Below are 2,500 nucleotides of genomic sequence, written 5' to 3'. Positions count from 1 at the left end.
GCCGACATCGCCTGCATATCGGCCGGCAGATAGATCTGCGGCATCAGCGCGGTGATGGTCGGGCAGCTCGCGGTGCCGGTCGCCGTGCAACTGGGGTCGGGAACCGTCTGCTCCACGTACCAGAGCATCGGCTTGTCCAACTCGTTGACCTGAGCCTGTGTCAGCGCCTCGCCGAGCTGGACGCCATTGGCCTGGGCGTATTCCAATGCGTTTGAGCAATCGTGCCCTCGACAATTTGCAATCGGCGCCCAGGTCCTCCACAGCTATACATCATCACCCTACAGGAACGACGAACCCGACTGTTACCGGGTCAAGCAAGGTTGGCACCAACATCAACTCAGTAATTTTTCGATGACTAAGTATCCGATAAACACCGCAGGCGCACCGATCAATACCCAATAAACGAACTTTTCGGCCGCACCCATCCGCTTCCATTGCTCTGGCGATAACCCTCCTCCTACTGCTGGCACTCTTTCTACTATTTCGAACCGGTACCCACAGGGGTCGAATGACTTCAGGGCACAATCGTGATGGCCGCATCCCCAACCACAGGGTCATATTCGTCCAAGAAATCCTTGCTCATGCAAGGCGATATCTTGAAGCGATAAACTGGCTCAATGGCCGGCACAGCATCTACAGTCCTCTGGACAGGCACATTTCCTGCCCCATTTCGATAGTACAACGCCTGCAGAAACGACGAACCGGGCTGTAGCCGGGGCTGATCTCATCGAGTCATCGTTGATAGTCCTCAACTCCGACGCACCAATTCGGCCCGCTTTGTCGCAAGTAGTTCTCCGGTCATCGCCCTCACTATTTGTGATGTAGCGCTCAATATGCGTGTCGATGACGTTGTAATCGCAGGTATCGACAATTAACATATGCCGACCCCACAACGGCGCTTGAGCAGCCTGCGATTGGGGTGCAGACCCGTATGTCGAAAACCTTCGCTCCTCTTTCCACCTTGTGGGCCAACGTACGCTCGAATCCATGTACCGAACATGGATGCGGCTACCACCATCGAGGGAAGTCCTTGAGCTTTTCTTTCATATGGGCCAAATCGTCGAGATCAACAGGAAATCGACACGTCACTGTTGTGACAGCCCCTTCTAAGGCAATCCTCTTAATTTCCCAAGAAGCCTCAATTTTTTCAGTTCCCATTTGAAGCGCAAAGACAAAACTACCACTCATATCCGTCATCCTGGCGGGCTTATTTTGAACGCTGTCTAAGGCTGCCACGAACGAGTCCCAACTGGCGCAGTCGAACCAAAAACTGCCGCAATACTCTAGCTTTTGCCCGAACTGCTCCACGCGAAAAGAAACATTTGCCTTCATTGAAGGTACATGTTGATCTATTGCAACAACATCGAGCTTCAATTGGAATGGCCTTTCGATCCTAACTTCCATATGTTTCCTTATCTTCTCGTAGGGAGGGCGTGCTTAACTACCGGCAATTTACTGCCAATCTTGGGGGAGAAAAAATCAGCTCCCATCCATCAATTTTTAACAATTGATTATAAGGTACTCCACCCTGTACTGCCGTGTTCACCGCACCCTGCAAGCTTGCCAACTGCAGCTGTGACGCGAGCCTGACAACGGCCGGCGGATGGCCTTTAGCAACCATCTGAGCATACTCAGCCAAATGCTCGGTCGCATTTCCGTGCACCCGAACACGCTGTCCATTTGGGAGGGCCATCTCGAAAGACTGAGGGATAACAGATCCCGGATGGACTGGTTGCGTTGGCTTTATGGAGTCCCATACTGTACCGGTCGCTCGGTCTCCCGCGCCACCCAGCCAGCGCGAGGTAACGTACTGGCTAAGCTTGCCATAAGCCGCGGCTCCCGCGGGGATAGCAGCCATGATCCCGGACAACCACCGATCCGCAACATCTAATGACTGGCCGCTCAAGGTCCGCCCTGTCACGGCCTGGTACAGCATTGCCGCTGAACCGTAATACGGGATCATATTTGACAAGGCGTCCGCGAGCCTCAACGCCTGCTCGGGCGTCAAATTGTCCGTCCTTTCGAGGGTCACGGACGCCTCGAACTCCCGGACTTGTTTGTCGATGCGGATAAAGTCTTCGTTAGTACAATTCGGCTCGCACAGCTTTGTCAGATAGGCGTTTACCTTGGCACTAATGCCCCGCTCCGGCCCAAGCGACGTGGCATTGTTCAGCGCTTCATTCTGCGCACCGAAAAGAGCCGAAGTCGCGTCCGTACCAGCCAACTCTCCAGCAGCCCCTCCGACCAACGCCGCAAGCCCCACCGTTAGTGCTTGGCGGAACTTGTCGTCGCTGTAGTTACGGACAGCGCTATCAACATAAACGGCATCCCGAATGTACGGCGCCAGGATGGCGCTCGATGCCGCGCCCACCGCTCCTCCGGCACAGTCGGCCGCTGTGGCACTCGCAGCAGCACACCCCAACGCCCCGTGAGCCAGCGCGTTCGCGAGCACCGTGCCGGCATCCGACCCCGGCGCTCCGATGCCGGGCAGGTTCAAGCC

The 2,500-nt window shown here is 55.5% G+C and carries 3 protein-coding genes and 1 pseudogene; all 4 read right to left on the bottom strand.

Going from position 1 to position 2,500, the window contains the following annotated elements:
* Positions 1-212, bottom strand: a pseudogene (locus HTY53_RS24540) (hypothetical protein); the annotation flags it as partial.
* 402 nt (positions 213-614) lie between these two features.
* Positions 615-989: an Imm8 family immunity protein gene (locus tag HTY53_RS25110; RefSeq protein WP_438820989.1), complete on the bottom strand. Its 375-nt coding sequence runs from the start codon at positions 987-989 to the stop codon at positions 615-617.
* Positions 990-1,008: 19 nt separating this feature from the next.
* Complete coding sequence (locus tag HTY53_RS24530; protein ID WP_174109187.1) at positions 1,009-1,404, bottom strand: hypothetical protein; 396 nt, start codon at positions 1,402-1,404, stop codon at positions 1,009-1,011.
* Between the two features lie 37 nt (positions 1,405-1,441).
* Positions 1,442-2,500 (bottom strand): pre-toxin TG domain-containing protein (locus HTY53_RS24525; protein ID WP_174109186.1); only part of this gene is annotated, 1,059 nt, incomplete at its 5' end.

The sequence above is a fragment of the Cupriavidus gilardii genome, assembly GCF_013314895.1.
In the GTDB taxonomy this organism is placed as follows: domain Bacteria; phylum Pseudomonadota; class Gammaproteobacteria; order Burkholderiales; family Burkholderiaceae; genus Cupriavidus; species Cupriavidus gilardii_C.
Note: the sequence above shows the minus strand (reverse complement) of the source record. Positions and strands in the feature narration are given on the sequence as shown.